General features: G+C 58.4%; 1 protein-coding gene. It reads left to right on the top strand.

Annotated elements, in window-relative coordinates; genetic code table 11:
- The coding region (locus IVA75_RS34620; protein ID WP_247288325.1) for a hypothetical protein at positions 1-1,160 on the top strand (1,160 nt) is incomplete at both ends.

Below are 1,160 nucleotides of genomic sequence, written 5' to 3'. Positions count from 1 at the left end.
CACTCCCTCAGGGGAGAGTAGGCCAAAATACAACCATAGTCGCAGTACAGAACAGAGAGCGGCGGCACAGAGCGCCGGCCGACTGCTGCGGCCCGACTGCGGCGGGGTTTCTCCTCCTTTACCCCGCCGCGCCCGAAATCAGATCTGCTGCAAACGGCATCCTCTTCTTTTCTCGCGCAATCAAGGAACAGAATTGACAGTTCAAATCGGCGTCAATGGCCACTCCATGTTCGCCTCCGGGGCGTACCGCCAGATCAATGACGAGGACGTCTTCAAGACGCTCGCCGCACATAAGCTCAAGCGATACCGCCTGACCATTCCTCTGGCGGCTGACACTGATCCATGGGCAGCGACGCGCTTCACCTCGATCGTGGGCCTTGCCGCCAACTATGGCGTCACTCTTGAACCTGTTCTGGCGCTTCCGCTAATGTGGGGCGACAAGACCGATGCCGGCAAGTATCCTGCCGGCGACGCTGCTGCGATCTACTCCCAGGGCTACAATCGGACCCTGGCGTTTGTTCGCCAGTTCGCATCTTCAGTCGGCGACTGGGAACTTGGTAACGAGATCAATCTGACCGTCCGTGATGCCAACGGCTCTCCGTTGTTCGGCAAGGGATGGACCTCTGCCGAGTTCGCTGCATATCCGTCGATGGTCGACTTCGCCAATCTCTTGCGGGGAATGTCGGACGCGATCGAGCAGGTACGCCGCGACACCGGCAGAAACCTTCGGCGCATCGTCGGCACCACATCGACGATGTTCGGCTACATCGACTTCATGAAGGCGAATGGCGTCAAGGTCGATGTGCTCGGCTATCACTATTACGAGCATGCCGGCGTGAACCCGACGAACTACTGGGGCGGAGTTCGTCCCAATTTCAACCTGTTCACAAAGCTGTCGAGCTACGGCGTTCCAGTCGCCATCAATGAGATGAACGGCGCCGAGATCTACGACTCAACGTTCGTCAACACCTCGACGTCGGCGTCGATGTCGGCCTGCAACTCAAACCTGGATGCGATGCTGGCGAGGTTCTCTCAGTATTCGTTCATCGAGTGGATTGATCTCTACGAGCTGATCGACGAGCCGGACAAGACTGGTCCCGATGGTCGGTTCGGGCTGATGTTCAATCTGTCGACCCCGAAGCCGCTCATGTCGACGGTTG

This window comes from Bradyrhizobium sp. 134, from assembly GCF_023074155.1.
Lineage (GTDB): Bacteria > Pseudomonadota > Alphaproteobacteria > Rhizobiales > Xanthobacteraceae > Bradyrhizobium.
The sequence above is the reverse complement of the archived record's forward strand: the minus strand, read 5'-3'. Positions and strand labels throughout refer to the sequence as shown.